Here is a 19,981-nt window from a genome sequence, read left to right on the forward strand (position 1 = left end):
CAGCAGGGCAGCACCTGTTGCACGGGCGTGGCCCCGGCCGACACCGGCACAACGGCCAGCTGGAAAGGAGCACCGCCTTGGCCGCCACACCCTCCCCCACCGACGCCCCGATCTCCGGCCGACACCGCGTCGCCGTCATCGGCGGCGGCAGCGCCGGCATCAGTGTCGCCGCCCGTCTGCGCCGCGCCGGCGTCAGCGACATCACCCTGATCGAACCGTCCGACACCCACTGGTACCAGCCGCTGTGGACGCTGGTCGGCGGCGGACAGGCTCCGCTGCACACCACCCGTCGCCCCGAAGCGTCCGTGATACCCGACGGCGTGCGCTGGATCCGCCGGCGCGCGCTGGCCGTCGACCCCGACAACCACACGGTGCCCCTGTCCGGCGGCGACGCGCTCACCTACGAACACCTGGTCATGACACCCGGTCTCCAGCTCGACTGGAGCGGCGTGCCGGGCCTGGCCGATGCAGTCGGCCACGATCGGGTGAGCAGCAACTACGCACCCGAGTACGCCCCGCGCACCTGGGAGCTGATCAAGCAGACGCGGTCGGGCACGGCCGTCTTCACCCACCCGGCGACCCCGCTGAAGTGCGGTGGCGCCCCGCAGAAGATCGCATACCTGGCGGCCGACCACTGGCGCAAGCAGAAGGTCCTGGACGACATCCGCATCATCCTCGTCATCCCGGACGCGGCGATGTTCAAGGTGCCCGCCTGGTCACAGGTGCTGGAGAAGGTGGCCGCCCGCTACGGCATCGAGGTGCGGCTGCGCTCCGAGATGACCGCCGTCGACGGCGACGCCCGCGAGGTCACCGTCACCGACCACGCGAACGGCACGAAGGAGACCATCCGCTACGACCTCCTGCACGCCGTGCCACCGCAGAGCGCACCCGACTGGGTCAAAGCGAGCCCGCTCGCCGACCCCGCGAGCCCGCAGGGCTTCGTCGCCGCGGACAAGCACACGCTCCAACACCCGTCCTACGACAATGTCTTCGCGCTCGGCGACGTGGCGAACCTGCCCACGTCCAAGACCGGTGCCGCGGTGCGCAAGCAGGCCCCGGTCGTGGCCCGCAACCTGCTCGACGTCATGAACGGCCGGACTCCGTCGCACCGTTACGACGGCTACACGTCCTGTCCGCTGGTGACCGCCCGCGACCGGATGCTGCTCGCCGAGTTCGACTACGACCTGAACCCCACCCCGTCGTTCCCGCTGCTCGACCCGTTCAAGGAGCGGCGCACGATGTGGGTGTTCAAGCGGTACGGCCTGCCGCCGGTGTACTGGCACGGCATGCTCACCGGCCGCCTCTGACCGGTCGGCCCGGACATCCCCCGACCCGGGCCGACCACCGTCCCCGCCCTCCGACAAAGGCGGACCAGACCCTTCTATATACCCCCAGGGGTAATCAAATCCTTCTGACACGGAGGTCACCCGACCATGTTCTTCGCCCAGTACTACCTCGACTGCCTCTCCCAGGCGTCGTACATGATCGCCGACGAGACCACGGGCAGGGCCGTCGTCGTCGACCCGCGCCGCGACGTCTCCGAGTACCTCACGGACGCCGCCGAGCACGGCTTCACCATCGAAGCCGTCATCAACACCCACTTCCACGCCGACTTCCTCGCCGGCCACCTGGAGCTGGCCGACCGCACCGGCGCGTGGATCGGCTACGGACAGCGCGCCGAGGCCGAGTACCCCATCCACAAGCTGACCGACGGTGAACGCATCACCCTCGGCGACGTCACACTCCAGATCCTCGAAACCCCCGGCCACACACCGGAGTCGATCAGCGTCCTGGTCTACGAACACGCCACCGACGCCGTCCCCTACGGCGTCCTCACCGGCGACGCGCTGTTCATCGGCGACGTGGGCCGGCCCGACCTGCTCGCCTCGATCGGCGTGACCGCCGACGAACTCGGCACCATGCTCTACGACACCATCCAGCACAAACTGATGGCCCTCCCGGATGCCGTACGGGTCTTCCCCGCGCACGGCGCCGGCTCCGCCTGCGGCAAGAACCTCTCCACCCAGCGTCAGTCCACCATCGGCGAGCAGCGCGCCACCAACTACGCCTGCCGGCCCATGAGTGAGGAGAAGTTCGTCGCGCTGGTCACCGAGGGCCAGCCGTCCGCGCCCGCCTACTTCGTCTACGACGCCATCCTCAACCGCAAGGAGCACGGCCTGTTCGACGCGGCCGCCGCGCCCCGGCCGCTGTCGGTCGAGGAGTTCATGCAGCGGCGCGCGGCGGGGGCGGTCGTCCTCGACGCCCGCTCGCCGCAGGACTTCGCGCCCGGATATCTGCACGGCTCGGTCAACGTGCCCGCGGACGGCCGCTTCGCCGAGCAGGCCGGCATGGTCGTCGCCCCCGAGCAGGACGTCGTCGTCATCGCGCCGCAGGACCGGGAGGAGGAGGTCGTCACCCGGCTCGCCCGGATCGGCTTCGACAGGGTCGGCGGCTATCTGCGCGAGCCCGAGGGCGCCTTCCCGGCACTGGCCGACGAGATGGAGCAGGCGAGCCGCCTGACGACGGACGAACTGCGCCGCCTGCTCGACAGTGAGGAGCCGCCGCTGGTCCTCGACGTGCGCAACACCGCCGAGCGCGAAGAGGGCTTCATCGAGGGCTCCCTGCACATCCCGCTGGCCGAACTCGCCCGCCGCATCGACGAGATCCCGGCCGACCGACCCCTGGTCGCCCACTGCGCGGGCGGCCACCGCTCCTCCATCGCCGCCAGCCTGCTGCACCACCAGGGCCGCACCGACGTCTCCGACCTGCTCGGCGGCTACGGCGCCTGGCTCGCCCTGCCCGCATCGGCCGACGTCTGATCCACCGCACACCGGGCGGCGGCCGAAACCGTCGGCCCCCGCCCGGTCCCCCCTCACAAGAAGAACGCTTCACGGACAGCAAGGACCCCCGATGACCACCAGCGCCGACAAACCCCGACTCGATCCCGCGACCCTGCGCGACCTGACGCAGGAGGGCCAAGGCCCGCGCCTGCTGGACGTGCGCAAGCCCGGCGAGTTCCGCACCGCCCACATCCCCGGCTCCTACAACGTCCCCCTCGACACCCTGCGCGAGCACCGCGCCGAACTGCGCCACCACCTCGACGAGGACGTCATCCTCATCTGCCGCTCCGGCGCCCGCGCCGCCCAGGCCGAACAGGCCCTCGCCGAAGCCGGACTGCCCAACCTGCGCGTCCTCGACGGCGGCGTCACGGCGTGGGAGACCGCCTCAGGCCCGCTCACCCGCGGCCCCGAACGCTGGGACCTGGAACGCCAGGTGCGCCTCATCGCCGGAACCCTCGTCCTGGTCACCGGCGTCGCGGGCCTGTTCCTGCCCGGGCTGCACCTCATCGGCACCGCCGTCGGCGCCGGGCTGACCGTCGCCGCACTCACCAACACCTGTGCGATGGGCATGCTGCTGTCGAAGCTGCCCTACAACCGTGGTCCGCGCACCGACCTCGACACGGTCGTCGCCGCCCTGCGGGGCTCGTCGTGATCGCCGTGATCATCGCCGCGTCACTGCTCATCGGCGTCAGCCTCGGCGTCCTGGGCGGCGGCGGGTCCATCCTGACCGTGCCCATCCTGGTCTACCTGGCCGGGATGGAGACCAAGGAGGCCATCGCCACCTCCCTGTTCGTCGTCGGCGTCACCAGCGCAGCCGGCGTCGTCTCGCACGCGCGTGCCGGACGCGTGCGGTGGCGTACGGGGCTGCTGTTCGGGCTCGCCGGCATGACCGGCGCCTACGCGGGCGGACGGCTCGCCGAGTTCATCCCCGGCACCGTCCTGCTGCTCGCCTTCGCCCTCATGATGATCGCCACCGCCGTCGCCATGATCCGTGACCGTCGGCAGGCGCCGAAGAAGGTCCACCACGAACTCCCCGTGTTCCACGTCCTGTTGGAGGGCATCGTCGTCGGCCTGGTCACCGGACTGGTCGGCGCGGGCGGCGGCTTCCTGGTCGTGCCCGCCCTGGCCCTGCTGGGCGGGCTGCCGATGACCGTGGCCGTCGGCACCTCGCTGCTGGTCATCTCCATGAAGTCCTTCGCCGGGCTGGCCGGTTACCTCGCCGGCGTGCACATCGACTGGGGGTTCGCCGCCCTCGTGACGGCAACCGCCGTCGTCGGCAGCGTGATCGGCGGCCGTCTCGCCGGGCGCATCCCACAGGACGCGCTGCGCAAGTCCTTCGGCTGGTTCGTCGCCGTCATGGGCGTCTTCGTCCTGAGCCAGCAGCGCGGCCTCGGTGGCTCGTTGGCGGTCCCGGTGTCCGGTGACGCCTCCCGTGTCGAACACGAGCAGGTGGCTGGGTCGCTCCTCGCCGATGAGGCGAGTGACTTGCGCGGTGAGCCGGTACGACGGGATGTCGCCCAGGCCGCCGTCCGGATGTCCGGCCAGTTCCACGCGCTGGACGCCCAGCTCCCGTGCGGCGCAGGCGAGTTCGCCCTCGCGGACGGTGTGCAGGTCGCCGGGGCTGCCGTGCAGGGTGGACGCCTCACCGTGGGTGAAGCAGAGGACCGTCGTGGGCACGCCGCCGTCGGACAACAGGCCCAGCAGGCCGCCCAGCCCGAACGACTCGTCGTCGGGATGGGCGACCACCGCCGGCACGCGCCGCACTCCGTCCGACAGACCGTGCCCCGAGCCGGTGCCGGTCATCTCAGGTGTAGATGGTCTGGCCGCCGGCCGCGTGCTCGTAGAACTCGCCGACCGTGATGATGTCCTGGACCTGGTCGACGAGGTCGTCCTTGTCGAGTTCGAAGAGGTCGACCGACGCCTTGCAGGCGTACAGGCCCGCGCCGGTGTCGGAGATCATCTCGATGAACTCGGGGATCGGCGGGATGTCGAGCTTGTCCATCTTGCGTTCCATGTAGCGGGTGACCAGGTCGGGGACGCCCGGCATGCCGCCCAGCAGGGTGGGCAGGTGCAGGCCCGGGTTGCCGACAGTGGCCAGCTTGATGTGCTCCCAGCGCTTCTTCGTGATGGCGTCGAGTCCGAAGAAGGTGAAGAACAGGTCGGCCTCGATGCCCTCGGCGCGGGCGCCGTTGGCCATGATCAGGGCCGGATAGATCCCTTCCAGGGACCCCTTGGAGACGATGATCGAGACCTTCTCGATCGTCGCCCGGGTGGTGGCGGTGTCGGCCATGACGGCACGCTCCTCGATGACAGAGACGATGGCGGGGGCGATGACCGGGAGGTCAGATGCAGCCGCGCGGCTTGGGAATTCCGGCGATCTTCGCCGCGGTCTTGGCCGGGCCCTTGGGGAAGAGCTGGTACAGCTCCTTGACGCTCACGCCGGACGTCTTGCCCAGGACGCGCACGGTGGGGCCGGTGCCCTTGGCGGCGTATACGGCACGCATGAAGTGGACGACCGTCCAGTGCCGGTCCGTCAGTTCCTCGATGCCCGCCTCGTGGGCGATCTGCTCGGCCATGGGCTCGGTCCAGCGGTCGGGATCGGTGAAGAAGCCCTCGTCGTCGACGGGGACGGCGGTGTCGCCGTAGGTGGCGGTGGGCATGACGGTGTTCTCCTTCGTTCAGAGACGTTCAGGCGTGGACGTGGTGTTTGCCGTGCTCGGGCATCGCCGAGTCGATGCCGGGCAGTTCCCGGCCGGGCAGGAGGCTGTGCCAGTACAGTCATTCGAATGCCAGCTTGCCGAGGTGGTTGGCGTGCGACTCCTTCAGCAGCGGCACGCCCACCGCAGCCGGGAAGTGGCCTGGCAGCGGCTCGGTCTCGTAGTTGAAGTCGATGAGCAGCGCCTTGTGGAAGCCCGTCTCGACGAAGCAGTTGGTGTGCCCGTCGAAGGTCGCGTCCAGTGGTTGTCCCGCCAGGAAGCGGCCGATGTTGTGCGTGAGCGTCTCCCCCGCGAAGTGCGCCACCGAGCCCGCCTTGGACGCCGGCGGCCCGGCCGCGTCGCCGATGGCGAACGCCTCGGGATACTGGGGGTGTTGGAGGGTGCGCTGGTCGACGGGGATGAAGCCCAGATCGTCGCCGAGGTCCTCGGAGCGGCCGACGTACTCGGCGCCGCCGTGCAGTGGCACGACCACCGCCAGGTCGAAGGGCACCTCGCGTTCGTCGTACGACACCAGCCGGCCGCCTTCGCCGTCGACCTCGCCGAGCGTGAACTCGGTGACCAGCTCGATGCCCTTGTCCGCCAGCAGCCCGCCGAGCGCCTTGGCGGCGACGGGCTTGGTGAAGGCGGCGTCCAGCGGGGTGGCGTACGTCAGTCGGACCTTGTCGCGGATGCCGCGCCGCTGGAAGTACCAGTCAGCGAGGAAAGCGAACTCCAGTGGCGCGACAGGGCACTTGACCGGCAGATCGGCCACGTTCACCACGACGCGCCCGCCCTCGAAGCGCTCAAGGGCGTGGTGCAGACCGACAGCGCCGGGAAGGTCGTAGAAGGTGAAGACCTTCTCTCCCCAGCCTGGACCGGTCAGCCCCTCGGTCTCCTCCGGCAGCAGCGTGGCCCCGGTGGCGACCACGAGGACGTCGTAGGGCAGCCGGATGCCGCCACTGAGGTGCACCGTCCGTGCGTCCAGGTCCACCCGCTCGATCCTCGCCATCTTGTAGTCGATGGCGGCGTTCAGTTGCCGCGGGCGTGACCGGACGAGGTGGCGCGGCTGGGCCGCGCCGAAGGGGACGAACAGCAGGCCGGGCTGGTAGACGTGGTCGTCGTCCTGGTCGACCACGGTGATCCGGCATTCGTCCTCGTCGTACATGCGGCACAGCCTGTTCGCCGTCAGCGTGCCGGCGGTGCCGCCTCCGAGTATCACGATGTGTTGGCCCATGTCCCCACTGTCGTGTGGAAGATGAGGGCGAGGCATGGGCCGTTGGCCCCCACCAAGGTACCCACCCGGGTATGCCTTCGACCCGCCCCGCAGACCCCGTGCGCTGCCCGCCCGCCATGAACCCCCTGAAAAAATACCTACCAGGGTATGCGACGACGGCTGCCGGTGCGAGGGCCGAACCGCCCCTGGCACACCCCGTCGGCCTCTCGATCAGTAGCGCGGTTCGCGGTCGACTGGAACCAACAGCAGCCGACGCCGAAGAGAAGGGGCCCGGCCATGACCGGCACCGCACCGCAGACCCTCCCCACGAACCAGCCGCAGGACGCGGACGTGCACCGCCTCGAGGTGACCCACGCCGACCGCGACATCTACACCGTGGACATCCGCGGCCACCACATCCACGTCGACCAGCCCGTCGAGGCGGGCGGCACGGACATCGCCCCCACTCCCACCGAACTGTTCGTCGCCTCGCTGGCCACCTGTGTCGCCTTCTACGCGGGTCGTTTCCTGCACCGCCACGGCCTGGACCAGGCTGGACTGCGTGTCCGTACGGAATTCACCATGGCCACCGACCGGCCCGCCCGCGTGGCCTCCGTGCACGTCACGATCGTCCCACCGCCCGGACTGCCCGAGCAGGGCCGCGCGGCCCTGCTCGCCGTCGCCTCACGCTGCACGGTCCACAACACACTGCAGCAGCCACCCGAGATCGGCATCGGGCTGGCACCATGAGCACGCACCTGGCGCCGCCCGCCTCCCCCCTTCTGGACCGCATCCGTCGCGGCCTGATCGGCGACGGCGAGGTGCTGGAGGGCCCTTACGGCCCCCGGCGCCTCGTCTGCGCCGACTACACCGCCTCCGGCCGTTCCCTGGACTTCGTCGAGGACTTCGTGCGCGAGCAGGTGCTGCCCCTTTACGGCAACACCCACACGGAGAGCTCCAGCACCGGGCTGCAGACGACCCGGCTGCGCGAGGACGCCCGGCGGATCATCCGCGACGCGGTCGGCGGCACCGAGGACGCCCTCGTCGTCTTCTGCGGCTCGGGAGCGACCGCGGCGGTCAACAAACTGGTGGGCATCCTGGAGCTGCGCCGGCCTGACCCGCTGCCGCGGGCCGTACGCCCGGTCGTATTCGTCGGCCCGTACGAGCACCACTCGAACGAACTGCCCTGGCGGGAGTCGGTCGCCGACGTCGTGGTCATCGACGAGGACGCGGACGGTCACATCGATCCCGCTGAACTGGAGGCACAGTTGGTCCGGTACGCCGACCGGCCGCTGCGCATCGGCAGCTTCTCGGCCGCCTCCAACGTCACCGGCATCCTCAGCGACACCGACCGCATCGCCCGGCTGCTGCACGCGCACGGCGCGCTGTCCTTCTGGGACGTACGCGACCGCCGCCCCGTACTGATCGCCGCGTACGGCCACCGGCTCCTCCCCGACTACCGCTTCGACCCGCACACCGGGCAGTGGCGCCATCGCACCGGCCCGGCCGCTCCTCCGCTGCGGCTGACCGACGTACGCTTGGCCGCCGACGGACGAATCACCGCGTCGACGGTCCGCCACCACCGGCTGGGCGAGGAAGCGCTGTCGGGCCAGCTCGACCGTGCACGCGAGGTGCTGACCTGCCGTGCGGATTCCCTCGACGACGGCCCCACCGGGCTGTCGGCCGACTTCGAGCGCATGCGCCGGTTCCCGCTGCCGCCCGTCTGCCTGGAACAAACCCGGACCGGCACCGGTTGAACCGAAGGGACCCATATACCCCACCGGGTATATGAGAGGAGACCGGAAGCCATGCCCACCATGGAACTGACCAAGGACAACTTCGAGGAGACCGTCACCGGTTCAGAGATCGTGCTGATCGATTTCTGGGCGGCTTGGTGCGGACCGTGCCGGATGTTCGACCCCGTCTACGAAAAGGCGGCCGCACGCCACCCGGACATAGTGTTCGGCAAGGTCGACACCGAGGCACAGCCCGAACTGGCCGGCACCTTCCAGATCTCCTCCATCCCCACCCTCATGGCCGTCCGCGACCGGACCGTCCTGTACTCGCAACCGGGCGCGCTGCCGCCGCAGGCCCTGGAATAGCTCATTGGCAAGATCCGGGCCGTCGACATGGACGCCGCGCGCCGGAAGGCCGCCGCGGGCTCGACGGGATCGAACTGACGTCCAGGGTGCCCATGGAGACTCCACGGGGGCCCTGGAACGCGAGTTCAGCGGCTGCGCAGAACGGCCAGCGTGGCGTCGAGGTCGGCCGCGCGCGGGCGGTTGTGCGGCAGCTTGCCGAGTACGACCGCCATGCCGCAGGTGTTCGTGAGGGCGGAGAAGACCAGGCCGCCCGCGACACCGGCCGAGAGCAGCAGGAGGGCCGGGTGCACGAGCATGCCGAGCAGGAGGCCGAGCAGGACCAGGCTGCCGGCGGTGAAGCGGACCTGGCGTTCCATGCTCCAGCCCGCCCGCGTGTCGCAGGCGGCCGGCGTGTGCAGGTCGTGCCCCTCGGCCACCCAGGCACCGGTGCCGCCGACGAGCGTGGCCGTGGCGATGCCCTGCTCGGCCAGCAACTTGCAGGCGTTCTCGGAGCGCGCGCCGGAGGCGCACACCACCAGGACGTCGCCGCGCTCCGAAGCGTGCCGCATCTCCGGCAGCGCCCGCCGGATGCGGTCCAGAGGGATGTTGAGGGCGCCGGGCAGGTGGCCGGAGGCGTACTCGGCGGGCGTGCGCACGTCGATGACGGTGAGTTCGTGCAGCCGGGTGCGGGCCTGGTCGGTGGCGAGGGCGACGGGGGCGGGGGGTTGGGTCATGGCAGGTGTGATCCTTAATGGTCGGGAATCTTGATGGTCGACGCCGTCCCGAACCGGGACGTACAGTACCCCTAGGGGTATTTTCTTCGAGGAGTGGTCGTGGAACTGGAGCTTGAGGGTGCGGACCTGAAGTCCGTACTGAACCGGCTGCGCCGTGCGCAGGGTCAGATCTCCGGTGTGATCCGGATGATCGAGGAGGGGCGCGACTGCGAGGACGTCGTCACGCAGCTCGCCGCCGCCTCCCGCGCCCTCGACCGCGCCGGTTTCGCGATCATCGCGACCGGCATGCAGCAGTGCATGACCGACATCGAGTCCGGCCGCAAGAACGGCGAGGACGCCCAGCAGATGCGCTCGCGCCTGGAGAAGCTGTTCCTGTCCCTGGCGTGAGGGCTCTCACCTCGGCGGCCGTCACAGCGCCGCGTCGATCAACATGAAGGCCGCCACCGCCAGCAGCACCACCGCGAAGATCCGCTGAAGCATGTGTCCTGAGATCTTCGCGGCCAGCCGCTTGCCGTCCCAGGCGCCTAGGATCGCGGCCCCGACGAACGGCCCGACGACCGCCCAGTCCAGCCCCTCGACCGTGCCTGCGCGCATCGCCAGCGCGGCCAGTGAGTTGACGGTGATGACCAGGAGGCTGGTACCCACCGCGTTCCGCATCCGCAGGCCCAGCACGCCCACCAGCGCCGGTACGGCGAGGAAGCCACCGCCGACACCGAGGACACCGGTGACCGCGCCGAGCCCGCCACCCGCAGCCGCGGCCCGGCCCGGCCGTACCGGCACGATGGCGTCCGCGGCCGGACCGGACCGCAGCATACGCAGGGCGGCCACTCCCGCGACCACGGCGAAGGCCGCCGTCAGTACGGCCGCCGGGATACGGGCGGCGAGCGCGCCGCCCAGCATCGCCGGGCCGATCCCGGCCGCCGCGAACAGCAGCCCCGTACGCCAGCGCACGTTCCCGTCGCGGGCGTGCGCGGACATCGCGGTGGCCGAGGTGACGGCGACGATGACCAGGCTCGCGGTCGTCGCCCCGACCGGGGTGAAGTCGAGCAGGTAGATCAGGGCGGGGACGGCCAGCACACTGCCGCCGCCCCCGAGCGCGCCGAGCGCCAGGCCGATGACCGCCCCGGCGGCCAGGGCGAGTATGAGCGCGCTCACGCGACGGTGCCGTGCCCACCGCGTGCGTCCACCACCGGCAGACCCGCCCCCGCCCAGTCCCCCATTCCCCCGATCACGTCCACGGCCTGCGCGCCCCGGGCGACCAGCAGTTCCGCGGCCCGCCGGGACCGGTTGCCGGAGCGGCAGATCACGAACAGGGGCCGCGCCTGCGCCTCGGCGGGCAGCCCCGCCCCCGCGGCCAGCGCGGACAGCGGCAGATGCACGGCGCGCGGCGCATGCCCCGCCTGCCACTCGTACGGCTCGCGCACATCCAGCAGCACGGCTTCACCGTCGCTGTCGACGGCGTTGCCGTAGCCGGTGCGCGCGGCCGCCTCCTGCACGGTCACGCGCCCCGGACCGCCCCGTCCTCGCCGGAAGATGCTCATTGCGGTTTCTCGCTCCTGTTTCCTGGTCGGTACGGAAGATCGGTGGGACGTCTGTGGCATCCGGCGCCGTCAGGGAATCCGGACGGCGACTCCCGCCATCTCGGCCGCGTCGAAGGAGCCGTCCACGGCGACGACGTCCCGGCCCGCGGCATCCAGCAGCGAGGCGGCGATGGCGGCCCGCATGCCGCCCGCACAGTGCACCCACACCTCACCGTCAGGAACCTCGTCGAGGCGGCGGTGCAGGCCGTGGACCGGGATGTGGACCGAGCCCTCGACATGTCCCGCCGCCCGCGCCGAGCCGCGCCGGACGTCGAGGACGACGACTCCCTCCGCCGGGTGCCGGCCGGCGAGATCGGCGAACGTGGCGCGCGGGAAGGAAGCCTGGGCCTCCCCGTCCCGGACCCAGTCGCCGGGTTCGCCGGTGGCCGCGGCAGCGGGGCGGTCGATGCCCACGCGGACCAGCTCTCGCTGGGCGGTGGCGAGCTGCTCGGGTGACTCGGCGAGCAGCGTGACCGGCTTGCCCCACGGGATCAGCCAGGCGAGGTAGGTGGCGAGCTGTCCTTCGGCCTCGAAGTTGAACGAGCCGGACACATGCCCGGCGGCGAACGCGACGCGGTTGCGCAGGTCGACCACCCACTCCCCCGCGGCCAGCCGGGCGGCGATCTCCTCGGCGTCGGCGACGGCGGGCGGGGTCAGGTCGACGGGTGCGGGTCCGGCCGCGTTGGCGGGGCCCATGTGTGTGTAGTAGGCGGGGATGTCGTCGAGGCAGGCCAGCAGGTCGGCGACGAAGGTGTCGACGTCCCGGGTGAGGGCTTCGTTGGACGCCTTCTCCTTGCCGATGGTCGTGTCGCCGCCCTCGGCCTGGGAGGAGGAGCAGAAGCTGCCGAATCCGTGCGTGGGCAGCACGGCCGTGTCGTCGGGCAGCTCGGCGGCCAGGCGGTGTGCGGAGGCGTGCTGTGCGCGGGCGAGCCGCTCGGTCAGCCGCGGCTCCACGAGATCGGGACGGCCCACCGTGCCGATCAGCAGCGAGCCGCCGGTGAACACCGCGGCCGCCGTGCCGTTCTCCTCCAGCGCATAGGAGGTGTGGTGCGGGGTGTGGCCGGGCGTCGTGAGCGCGCGCAGGGCCAGTCCGGCCTCGGTGTCGATCTCCGTGCGGTCGCCGTCACGCACCGGCACGCGTTCGAATGAGACGTGGGCCCCGGCGGGAACGAGGTAGGCGGCGCCAGTGAGCCGGGCGAGCTCCAGGCCGCCGGTGACGTAGTCGTTGTGGACGTGCGTCTCGACGACGTGCGAGATCCGCACCCCTCGCCGGGCCGCCGCCGCGATCACCTGGTCCACGTCACGGGGCGGGTCGACCGCCACCGCCGTCCGCTCGCCGCCCGCCAGGTAACTGCGGTTGCCGAGCCCGGCCACCTCGATCGTCTCGACGAAGAACACGAGGGACTCCCTTCCCATGAAGAATTACCCCAGGGGGTATGCTTACGACCGTAACACGAGTACCCCGGGGGGTATTTCCAGGGGCAGAGAAAGCCCCGGGAAACGCTTCACGAGTACCTCGCACACGGCCGGACACCCGGTCCACGCCGTGCGAGCCGACAGACAGGAAGACCGCCATGCGCTACGACCGCACCGTGCGCCTCGACACCGACTTCGCCACCACGGTCGGCCGCGTCCGTGAGGCCCTCGCCGGGCAGGGCTTCGGCATTCCGACCGACTCGATGTGCTGGTCGCGCTGTGTGACACGACCTTTCCGTCGGTCCAGCACCCCGATGACTTCTGGCAGCGCAAGGCCTCGGGCTTCGGCGTGCACACCGCCCCGGCCGCGCTGATCGAGGAGTTGCCTACAGCTCAGGCCGTCGGCATCGGCGCACTGCTCGACGCACTCTCGCCGCTGCCGTCGCTACCACTCGAAGCCAGGGAGGAGATGCCGGCCGCGGTAACCGCGTCCGGACCGGAAGCAGCAGGCGGGATCGCGGTGCTGCGGCGGCTGACCATCTTCCTGGCCTACGGTGTAGTCGACCCCGGCACCGCGCCGAACCCGAACTGGGCAGCGCTCGGATACCCGGGCCCGCCCGACGTGTTGAGGCCGCGGGAGCCACGAGCCCCACTGACGCTCGCTCCTGACGCCACCGTTCCGAGCGATGCCGATGTCGTGGTGATCGGTTCCGGTGCGGGTGGTTCGGTGATCGCGGCAGAACTGGCTCGTGCCGGCGCGGCAGTGGTCGTGCTGGAGGCAGGTGGTCACTTCGACGAGTCGACCTTCGCACCCACCGAGCTCGGGGCCTATCGCGATCTGTACTGGCGCGGGGGCCCGGCGCCGACCGCCGATCTCAACGTGACCCTGCTGGCAGGTTCGGCAGTGGGCGGCGGAACCGCCATCAACTGGAGCACCTGTCTTCCGACACCAGCGGGCGTGCGCGAGGAGTGGGCACGATGGCGTCCCGCCGAGTGGTGTAGCAGATCAAGCTGACGGAATCACCAGGTCGCGGCCCGAATCGCCCTCGTCGGAGGCCCTGTTGAGGATCTCCGGCCCGGGACCAGCGGTCATCGCACGACGGCTGGCTGCGGCACGTACCGGACGGCTCCAAAGCGGAAGCGACGGACCGTGATCGGCTACACCACGACCGGGGACACGACCGTGGGCACGCGAGCATGGCCTGAAAGTCGTCGCTGAGCCGGCGTTCGATGAGCACCTGGCCGCTGTGCAGGAACGTCTGTCGGTGAACCTGTCCTCGTCGGCCCCGAACATCTCGCATGAACTGGTCGTGGCAGGGGCGGAGAAGCTCGGTCTGGGCTACACCCCGGTCGAACGCAACTGGTCCTCCAGTCCTCATGATCCAGCGGTGCTGGGGCCACCGGGTTCGGCGACCGATCCGGCGGCAAGCAATCCGCCGATCGGACCTGTCTGGCGGACGCGGTGTCCGCGGGCGCGGTCGTGGTCGAGCGGTGTGCCGTGCAGCGAGTACTCACCGAAAACGGACGCGCCACCGGCGTGGAAGCACTTCGCACGGGGCCGGACGGCACACAGATCGCGGTGACCGTTCGTGCCCCTCGGGTCGTGGTGGCCGCCGGAGCGCTCGAATCCCCAGCTGTGCTGCTGCGGTCTGAGCTCGGCGGTCCGGCAGTTGGGCAGTCACTGCATGTGCACCCGTCGATCCCGGTCGTGGGCGACTACGGGAGAGACGTCCGCGCATGGGAAGGGGCACCCCAGGCGGGGGTGATCGACCAGTTCCAGGAGACCGGGTTCCTGATCGAACTGATCCACTACTCACCATCGATGCCGGCGTCGGCAATGCCCCTCGTCTCCGGCGAACAGCACAAGGAGACCATGCTGTCGTTTAGGAACTGCGTGCCCTCAGTCGTGCTGACGCGCGATCGAAGCTCAGGGCGGATCGTGGTCGACGAGGACGGAAAGCCGGTGGTCACCTACGCGGTCGACGACCCGGCGGACCGGGAGACGATTCGGCGAGGAGTGGAGACGAGCGTCCGGCTGCACGTGGCGGCCGGTGCCCGGCGTGTGATCGCGGTGGCAGAGGGAGCGCCGACGTGGCAGGAGGGCGAAGACCTCGACGCCTGCCTCCAGACATTGAGTGATCTTTCCGTCGGTGCCGGTGGCTGGACGATCGTGGCAGCACACCAGATGGGCACCTGCCGGATGGGCACCGATCCCACTGTCTCGGTCGCCGACACCAGGGGACAGCTGCACGACACCAAGGGCGTCTGGATCGGAGACAGTTCCGCCCTCCCCACTGCCCTGGGGGTCAACCCGATGATCACCATCATGGCTCTCGCCCGCCGTACTGCCCGATCCATCATCGACGACGAGCCGACATGGACATAGGCCGAGTCAACACCGAGAGTTCCGCCGACACACCATCAGTGAGCCATTTCCAATCCGACCTGGTTGCCACGGGTTGGACAGCCTGACAGAACGACGAAGCTCCTGGCAGTCGATGCCACGGCCCAGACCCATCGCACTGCCGGGAGCACACCGTGTGCTCGTGCTCGTGTACCCGCCGGCAATCGGCCTGCCCAGCCGCACACTGCGGAATCTGACCAGGCAACTGGCTGTACCACGCCGAGAGATCGGCATCCGGTGACAGTAACTGGCGGCCGACCGACAAGCCCTGCTCACACCGGCCCAGCTGCGGGCGGCGACGCCTACGCCCTGCCCGGCGCAACCCACGACCTCCTCGCCGCCCGGCAACACGGAATCATCACCGCGCTCACGGACGCGGGTTTCACGTGCTGGGCGGACACGGCGTACCTGGGCGCCGCTCCCGGTCCGAGTCCCGTTCCGAGGTCGCCGAGGCTCAGGGACCGGACAGATCTCAGTCCACCCCCGGAGTCGGGCCAATGTCCGGGACGACGACATGCAAACCGACCGCGAGTGCGGTCAGGAGCAACTTCAGCCGTGGGACGAAGTCGAACGCGACGTGGCCCCATTCGGGCACTTGCTCGTAGAGCGCGGCGAGGGTGGGCGTCGGGTGCGACACCTGCCACCCGCTCGACGCCAGCGCGAGGGTCGCCGCGAGGAGTCCGCGCAGCTGGTCCGGGGTCATCGAGCTCGCGAGGTCGAGGTGGTCGACGATCGCGTCGTACGCGGCGAACGATGCGGTCTTGTACTGGCGTGCTCGTTCCATGTCGACGTCGCCCTCGAGCGTCAACGTGACGTGGGTGAGTAGGTCGCAGAACACCGGCAGCGTGGTGATCGTGTCCGTGACGACGCCGGCGACGCCCTCTGGTCCGAGGCCGGCTCGCCGGGCCACCGCCGCAGAGATCGCAGCCCGCCACTGGCTCCAGCCGCGCTCTGCGAGCTCGAGCAACAACTCTTCTCTGCTCGAGTAGTACCGGCGCACGCCGGTGCGGTGCAGGCCCGCACGCTCGGTGACCGCCTGCACAGTGATGAATCGGACGCCGCCGAGCTCCGTCGCCAATGCCTCCGCGGCGCGCAGCAGATCCTCCGACCGTTGCGCTTTGTCCTCCGCGGATCGTGCTCGCTCCTTCATACGAGCACTATAACGCGCACCATGATGCGCTAAGCGGCCAGGCGTGCTACCTTCCCAATAACGCATCACGAGGTGCGTTAAATCGATAGGCAACAGCCATCCACTGGAGAGGAAAGATCCATGCAGGCAGTACAGGCCACGCAGTTCGGTGACCCGGCCGCTCTCAAGCTCGTCACTGGCCTCCCGGACCCGACCCCGGGCCCTGGAGAGATCGCGATCGACGTCTCGCACTCCGCGGTCGGCCTGATCGACGTGTTCTTCAGACAGGGCCGGTACAAGGACCAACCCGGCATGCCGCAGCCACCGTTCGTGCCCGGCCTTGAAGTTGCCGGTACGGTCCGCGCGCTCGGCGATGGCGTCACCGGGCTGACCGTCGGGGAGCAGGTGGTCGCCCTGTCCGCAGGCACCGGCACCGGCGGGTACGCCTCCGTCTACATTGCCAAGGCTGCGCTGACCGTCTCGATCGAGGGACGCGGCATCGACCCCGCTCTCGCCGTATCGGTGATTCCGAACGCCGCGATGGCGCACGTGGCGCTGACGCAGGTCGCGCATCTGGTCGAGGGTGAGAGGGTCCTCGTGCATGGCGCTCTCGGCGGCCTGTCCGCCGGTTTCCCGGGCGTCGCGAAGCAGCTCGGCGCGTCCCGCGTCGTCGGCACGGTTCGACCGCGCAAACTCGCCGCCGCCGAGGCGACGAAGCTTCCCTACGACCGGATCGTGGACTCCACAGACCTGCACAGCGCGCTCGGTGACGAGAAGTTCGACGTGGTCATCGACCCCGTCGGCGGAACGCTCCGCACCCAGAGCCTCGACGTGATGATCCCGGGCAGCCGTCTTATCGCCGCGGGCAACGCGTCCGACGACTGGGGCCACCAAGTGGACACCAACCAGCTCTGGTTCCGCAGTATCACCGTCAGCGGCTACAACGCCGGCGCGTTCCTGCCGGCCCATCCACAGGTCGTTCCCGCCGCTCTCGCCGCGGCCGTCGAGGCGACCGCGGCCGGCCTGGCGGACACCGACGTCGAAGTTCTGCCGTTCAGCCAGGCCGTCACCGCCCACCAGCGTATGGAAAGCCGCGACCTCGACGGCCGCATCGCGCTCACCCCGGAGGCATGACCATGACCGCAATCGGACGCCTCGCGGAGCGCATGGCCCCGCTCCCGCCCGCCACCTCACGCCGGGTCCACGTCGAACGCGGCCTGAAGATACCCATGGATGACGGTGCCACGCTCGTCGCCGACCACTGGGCCCCGCGCGACACCGGCGGACGATCACTCAGCGAGGTGCCGGTCGTCGTCGTCCGCACCGCCTACGGGCGCGGCGGCCCCCTCGGATGGCTCTACGGCCCCGTCCTCGCTGAACGCGGACTGCAAGTACTGATGGTCAGCACCCGCGGCACGTTCGGATCCGACGGCGAGTTCCTGGCCATGCGCAACGAACGCGCCGACGGCCTCGCAACGCTCCGGTGGCTCGCAGACCAGTCCTGGTCCAGCGGCCGGGTGATCCTGGCCGGATCCAGCTACTTCGGCTACACCCAATGGGCCATCGCCGACGCCGCCCCTCCCGAGGTCAAGGCCATGGTCCCGCACATCACCTCCTCCCGGCTCGCCCTGAGCCTCACACGGCCCGGCCGCGTCGACCTCGAGACCATCACGAACTTCTCCTGGAACACCGCACCGCAGTCCCACAACGGCTCACCTCTGCCCGCCGCACAGGAACAGCGCGGCTACCTGCTCCGGTCGATGGTCGGCGCGGACCAGCGCCGCATCACCAACGCCATGAACACCCTGCCCATCACGGACGTCGACCAGGCGATGCTCGGCCGGACCTCGCAGTTCTTCCAACAGATCGTGAACCACGACCAGAACAGCACGTACTGGGAGGACCTGGACCGCAGCAGCACCGTCCCGGACGTCACCGTGCCGGTCAGCTCCGTCACCGGCTGGTACGACATCTTCCTCGCCGACCAGCTCCGGGACTTCACCGCCCTCGTCGACGCCGGCCGCGAGCCCCGTCTGACCGTCGGACCGTGGTGGCACGCCGACCCCCGCGGCATGGGCGCGTCCGTCACCGAGGTCGCCGAGTGGGCCTCCGCTGTCGCCACCGGCCAAGAGCCCCCACACCGGGCTCCGGTGCGGCTGTACGTGATGGGCGCGGACGAGTGGCGCGACTTCGAAGCGTGGCCGCCTGCCGGGTACGAACCCCAGCGGCTGTACCTCCGCGCCGACGGCACCCTCACCGCCACAGCGGGAGCCGCGGAACCGCCCTCGGCGTTCACCTACGACCCGGGCGACCCCACGCCCTCCCTGGGCGGAGCGAAACTCACCCCCGCCGGAGCAGGCCCCGTCGACAACAGGAAGCTGGAAGAGCGCCCCGACGTGCTCACCTTCACCGGCGCACCGCTCACCGACCACCTTGAGGTGATCGGTGAGGTCACCGCGGACATCTGGGTGCGCGCGGACCGTCCAAGCGTCGATGTCTTCGTGCGACTGTGCGACGTCGATCCGAACGGCAAGTCGCTCAACGTGTGCGATGACCTCGTTCACCTCGACGTCGGCGACGACACCACCTGCGCGACGGTGCGGCTCTCACCGACCGCATACCGCTTCAAGAAAGGACACCGACTCCGCGTACAGGTCTCCGCCGGAGCCTTTCCCCGATTCGCCCGCAATCTCGGTGGCGGTGAACCCGTCGAGAGCGCAACAGCGCTGCACAAGACGAACATCGAGGTCTTCCATGACGAAGCGCACCCGTCCGCGGTAGGCATCCCGGCACGATAAACCGCGGTTGCGGCACCCACCGGGGCGGATGTGGCAACCGTCTGGCTCAGCGTCACTCCGGACGAATACCAAAAGGCCTACATCTCCCAGCAGTTCACGTTGCCCAATGCAACCTTTCACGCCATCGGAAGTAGATCGCCACGGCAACCCTTATCGAGGGACATCCCAAAGATGCCTCAGTCCGGCGTCGCAAACTTGCCCGTCCCCGTACGCAGGACCAATACCCCAGGGAACGTGACATCGATGAACCATTGGACACCCGAAAACATCCCGGACCAGACTGGCCGGACCGCACTCATCACGGGCGGCGACAGCGGGATCGGGCTCGAGACTGCCCGCGTGCTCGCGCGGCGCGGAGCCCGTGTCATTCTGGCCGGACGCAACCAGGCCAAACTCGACGAGGCCGCCGACGCGGCGCAGCAGTGGCTGGCCGAGGCCGAGCGGGCGCACACCAGGCGCGCGATGCCCTATGAACTGGCCCGCACCCGGCTGGTGCGCGGAGAGAGCCTGCGCCGCTTGCGCCGTCCCGCGGCGGCCCGCGTACCCCTTCAGGCCGCTCAGCGAGCCTTCACGGCACTGGGCGCCGCCACCTTCGCAGCCAGGGCCGCAGGGGAACTCGCCGCGGCCGGCTGGCGTTCCGCACCCGACCGGACCCGACCCCCGCACGTGGACCGCCTGACAGCACAAGAACTCCAAGTGGCCCGCGCCATAGGGGAAGGCCTCACCAATATCGAGGCGGCGACGACCCTGTTCGTGTCCCGCAAAACGGTGGAGGCGCATCTCACCCGGGTCTACCGGAAGCTCGGCATCCGATCACGCTCCGAACTCGCCCGCTATCCGGCGCGGGCCGACCTCGTCGGACAACGCGATACGCGCAGTGCTCGGACCTGACGGTCGGGGTCACTCCCGCCGCCCCAGGTCGCCGGTCGTGCAGACTCCGGACCGGGGACGGACCAAGTCAGCTTCGCGTCAGGCGATTCCACCCGTTGACGCAGGTCAGGCAAGCTGAGGAGGATGGCGTCCCGCCGAGTGGTGTAGCAGATCAAGCTGACGGAATCACCAGGTCGCGGCCCGAATCGCCCTCGTCGGA

General features: G+C 70.1%; 19 protein-coding genes and 6 pseudogenes. 16 read left to right on the forward strand and 9 right to left on the reverse strand.

Going from position 1 to position 19,981, the window contains the following annotated elements; genetic code table 11:
• The first annotated feature begins 77 nt into the window (after window positions 1–77).
• The 4 genes and pseudogenes from O3Q52_RS26050 to O3Q52_RS26065 form a co-directional block, all read left to right on the forward strand.
• Window positions 78–1,307, forward strand: a complete 1,230-nt coding sequence (locus tag O3Q52_RS26050; RefSeq protein ID WP_269651172.1) for an FAD/NAD(P)-binding oxidoreductase — start codon at window positions 78–80, stop codon at window positions 1,305–1,307.
• 126 nt (window positions 1,308–1,433) lie between these two features.
• Complete coding sequence (locus tag O3Q52_RS26055; RefSeq protein ID WP_269651173.1) at window positions 1,434–2,819, forward strand: rhodanese-like domain-containing protein; 1,386 nt, start codon at window positions 1,434–1,436, stop codon at window positions 2,817–2,819.
• Between the two features lie 91 nt (window positions 2,820–2,910).
• Window positions 2,911–3,492 carry a rhodanese-like domain-containing protein gene (locus tag O3Q52_RS26060; RefSeq protein ID WP_269651174.1) on the forward strand — a complete coding sequence of 194 codons (582 nt, stop codon included), beginning with the start codon at window positions 2,911–2,913 and terminating at the stop codon, window positions 3,490–3,492.
• Window positions 3,489–4,223, forward strand: a pseudogene (locus tag O3Q52_RS26065) (sulfite exporter TauE/SafE family protein); the annotation flags it as partial. The gene O3Q52_RS26060 and the pseudogene O3Q52_RS26065, both read left to right, overlap by 4 nt.
• A gap of 57 nt (window positions 4,224–4,280) precedes the next feature.
• Here the strand turns inward: O3Q52_RS26065 and O3Q52_RS54425 are convergent.
• The 4 genes and pseudogenes from O3Q52_RS54425 to O3Q52_RS26080 form a co-directional block, all read right to left on the reverse strand.
• Window positions 4,281–4,643 (reverse strand): annotated as a pseudogene (locus O3Q52_RS54425) (PIG-L deacetylase family protein); the annotation flags it as partial.
• Window position 4,644: 1 nt separating this feature from the next.
• Window positions 4,645–5,130: a DsrE/DsrF/DrsH-like family protein gene (locus O3Q52_RS26070; protein WP_269651175.1), complete on the reverse strand. Its 486-nt coding sequence runs from the start codon at window positions 5,128–5,130 to the stop codon at window positions 4,645–4,647.
• 52 nt (window positions 5,131–5,182) lie between these two features.
• The gene (locus O3Q52_RS26075) at window positions 5,183–5,500 is read right to left on the reverse strand and encodes a TusE/DsrC/DsvC family sulfur relay protein (protein ID WP_269651176.1); all 318 of its coding nucleotides are present in this window, start codon (window positions 5,498–5,500) and stop codon (window positions 5,183–5,185) included.
• Window positions 5,501–5,618: 118 nt separating this feature from the next.
• Complete coding sequence (locus O3Q52_RS26080; protein WP_269651177.1) at window positions 5,619–6,770, reverse strand: NAD(P)/FAD-dependent oxidoreductase; 1,152 nt, start codon at window positions 6,768–6,770, stop codon at window positions 5,619–5,621.
• A 276-nt stretch (window positions 6,771–7,046) separates the two neighbouring features.
• Between O3Q52_RS26080 and O3Q52_RS26085 the strand changes: the two genes are divergently transcribed.
• From O3Q52_RS26085 to O3Q52_RS26095, 3 genes and pseudogenes are all read left to right on the forward strand, one after another.
• Window positions 7,047–7,499, forward strand: coding sequence for an OsmC family protein (locus tag O3Q52_RS26085; protein ID WP_269651178.1), 453 nt, complete (start codon window positions 7,047–7,049; stop codon window positions 7,497–7,499).
• Window positions 7,496–8,506 (forward strand): aminotransferase class V-fold PLP-dependent enzyme, encoded by a 1,011-nt coding sequence (locus tag O3Q52_RS26090; protein ID WP_269651179.1) that lies wholly within the window; start codon window positions 7,496–7,498, stop codon window positions 8,504–8,506. The genes O3Q52_RS26085 and O3Q52_RS26090 overlap by 4 nt, the downstream gene beginning before the upstream one ends.
• A 51-nt stretch (window positions 8,507–8,557) precedes the next feature.
• A pseudogene (locus O3Q52_RS26095) lies at window positions 8,558–8,848 on the forward strand (thioredoxin family protein); the annotation flags it as partial.
• A gap of 128 nt (window positions 8,849–8,976) precedes the next feature.
• Here O3Q52_RS26095 and O3Q52_RS26100 read toward each other — a convergent pair.
• On the reverse strand, window positions 8,977–9,564 hold the full coding sequence (locus O3Q52_RS26100) for a rhodanese-like domain-containing protein (RefSeq protein ID WP_269651180.1): 588 nt from the start codon (window positions 9,562–9,564) through the stop codon (window positions 8,977–8,979).
• Window positions 9,565–9,663: 99 nt separating this feature from the next.
• On the opposite strand from O3Q52_RS26100, the gene O3Q52_RS26105 reads away from it, so the two are divergent.
• Window positions 9,664–9,951 (forward strand): metal-sensitive transcriptional regulator, encoded by a 288-nt coding sequence (locus tag O3Q52_RS26105; protein WP_269651181.1) that lies wholly within the window; start codon window positions 9,664–9,666, stop codon window positions 9,949–9,951.
• Window positions 9,952–9,972: 21 nt separating this feature from the next.
• Here O3Q52_RS26105 and O3Q52_RS26110 read toward each other — a convergent pair whose 3' ends face one another.
• From O3Q52_RS26110 to O3Q52_RS26120, 3 genes are all read right to left on the reverse strand, one after another.
• Window positions 9,973–10,719 carry a sulfite exporter TauE/SafE family protein gene (locus tag O3Q52_RS26110; RefSeq protein WP_269651182.1) on the reverse strand — a complete coding sequence of 249 codons (747 nt, stop codon included), beginning with the start codon at window positions 10,717–10,719 and terminating at the stop codon, window positions 9,973–9,975.
• On the reverse strand, window positions 10,716–11,105 hold the full coding sequence (locus tag O3Q52_RS26115) for a rhodanese-like domain-containing protein (protein ID WP_269651183.1): 390 nt from the start codon (window positions 11,103–11,105) through the stop codon (window positions 10,716–10,718). Before O3Q52_RS26115 ends, O3Q52_RS26110 begins: the two co-directional genes overlap by 4 nt.
• Window positions 11,106–11,174: 69 nt before the next feature.
• Window positions 11,175–12,542 carry an MBL fold metallo-hydrolase gene (locus tag O3Q52_RS26120; protein WP_269651189.1) on the reverse strand — a complete coding sequence of 456 codons (1,368 nt, stop codon included), beginning with the start codon at window positions 12,540–12,542 and terminating at the stop codon, window positions 11,175–11,177.
• A gap of 176 nt (window positions 12,543–12,718) precedes the next feature.
• Here O3Q52_RS26120 and O3Q52_RS26125 point away from each other — a divergent pair.
• From O3Q52_RS26125 to O3Q52_RS26140, 5 genes and pseudogenes are all read left to right on the forward strand, one after another.
• Window positions 12,719–12,820, forward strand: a pseudogene (locus tag O3Q52_RS26125) (DUF302 domain-containing protein); the annotation flags it as partial.
• 5 nt (window positions 12,821–12,825) lie between these two features.
• Window positions 12,826–13,575 (forward strand): GMC family oxidoreductase N-terminal domain-containing protein, encoded by a 750-nt coding sequence (locus O3Q52_RS26130; RefSeq protein ID WP_269651184.1) that lies wholly within the window; start codon window positions 12,826–12,828, stop codon window positions 13,573–13,575.
• A 166-nt stretch (window positions 13,576–13,741) separates the two neighbouring features.
• Window positions 13,742–13,927, forward strand: a pseudogene (locus O3Q52_RS54430) (GMC family oxidoreductase N-terminal domain-containing protein); the annotation flags it as partial.
• Window positions 13,928–13,962: 35 nt separating this feature from the next.
• A pseudogene (locus tag O3Q52_RS26135) lies at window positions 13,963–14,244 on the forward strand (GMC family oxidoreductase N-terminal domain-containing protein); the annotation flags it as partial.
• A 24-nt stretch (window positions 14,245–14,268) separates the two neighbouring features.
• On the forward strand, window positions 14,269–14,946 hold the full coding sequence (locus O3Q52_RS26140; protein WP_369124175.1) for a GMC family oxidoreductase: 678 nt from the start codon (window positions 14,269–14,271) through the stop codon (window positions 14,944–14,946).
• A gap of 490 nt (window positions 14,947–15,436) precedes the next feature.
• Here the strand turns inward: O3Q52_RS26140 and O3Q52_RS26145 are convergent, their stop codons facing one another.
• Window positions 15,437–16,114: a TetR family transcriptional regulator gene (locus tag O3Q52_RS26145; RefSeq protein ID WP_269651185.1), complete on the reverse strand. Its 678-nt coding sequence runs from the start codon at window positions 16,112–16,114 to the stop codon at window positions 15,437–15,439.
• 120 nt (window positions 16,115–16,234) lie between these two features.
• Here O3Q52_RS26145 and O3Q52_RS26150 point away from each other — a divergent pair, with 120 nt between their 5' ends.
• From O3Q52_RS26150 to O3Q52_RS26160, 3 genes are all read left to right on the forward strand, one after another.
• A complete protein-coding gene (locus tag O3Q52_RS26150) occupies window positions 16,235–17,227 on the forward strand; it encodes a zinc-binding dehydrogenase (protein ID WP_269651186.1) in 993 nt (330 codons plus the stop codon).
• Complete coding sequence (locus O3Q52_RS26155; protein ID WP_269651187.1) at window positions 17,224–18,891, forward strand: CocE/NonD family hydrolase; 1,668 nt, start codon at window positions 17,224–17,226, stop codon at window positions 18,889–18,891. The genes O3Q52_RS26150 and O3Q52_RS26155 overlap by 4 nt, the downstream gene beginning before the upstream one ends.
• A gap of 243 nt (window positions 18,892–19,134) precedes the next feature.
• Window positions 19,135–19,782, forward strand: a complete 648-nt coding sequence (locus O3Q52_RS26160) for an SDR family NAD(P)-dependent oxidoreductase (RefSeq protein ID WP_269651188.1) — start codon at window positions 19,135–19,137, stop codon at window positions 19,780–19,782.
• Window positions 19,783–19,981 lie beyond the last annotated feature (199 nt).

Source organism: Streptomyces sp. ActVer, from assembly GCF_027270795.1.
Lineage (GTDB): Bacteria > Actinomycetota > Actinomycetes > Streptomycetales > Streptomycetaceae > Streptomyces > Streptomyces umbrinus_A.